The sequence below is a fragment of the Vibrio sp. 1727 genome (assembly GCF_033344415.1).
Classification (GTDB): domain Bacteria; phylum Pseudomonadota; class Gammaproteobacteria; order Enterobacterales; family Vibrionaceae; genus Vibrio; species Vibrio alginolyticus.
In genome coordinates, this window is record NZ_JAWPOT010000566.1 from 1 (window position 1) to 549 (window position 549).

The following is a 549-nucleotide window of genomic DNA, read 5'->3' on the forward strand; positions in this document are numbered from 1 at the left end:
CAATTGGTGTTGCCATATCTGGCTCTCCCATTTGCGCCAGTACCGAACCATCACGATACTGAACCATTGAATGGATCACGGATTGCGGGTGAATAATCACTTTTAACTGGTCACGAGCCGCATTGAATAGCCATTTTGCTTCAATGTACTCAAGACCTTTATTCATCATAGTCGCAGAATCGACCGAAATCTTTGGCCCCATAGACCAGTTAGGGTGCGCGATTGCCTGTGCTGGCGTTACGCTGTCGAGATCGGCAATGTCAGCGTAACGGAATGGACCGCCAGATCCGGTTAACAGAATACTAGAAATGCCATGCTCATCTAAGTTACAGCGGCCAAGATTGGTTTGAACTTGCTGTGGTAGGCACTGGAAAATAGCATTATGTTCACTGTCTACTGGCAGCAACTCTGCCCCGTATTGTTCAACGGCATCAATAAACAACTGCCCAGACATGACAAGCGCTTCTCTATTCGCCAGCAATACGCGCTTGCCCGCTTTAACGGCCGCCATGGTTGGCAACAAACCCGCTGCACCAACAATGGCTGCCA

The 549-nt window shown here is 49.2% G+C and carries 1 pseudogene; it reads right to left on the reverse strand.

Annotated elements, in window-relative coordinates:
- A pseudogene (locus R8O10_RS26970) lies at window positions 1–549 on the reverse strand (1-deoxy-D-xylulose-5-phosphate reductoisomerase); the annotation flags it as partial.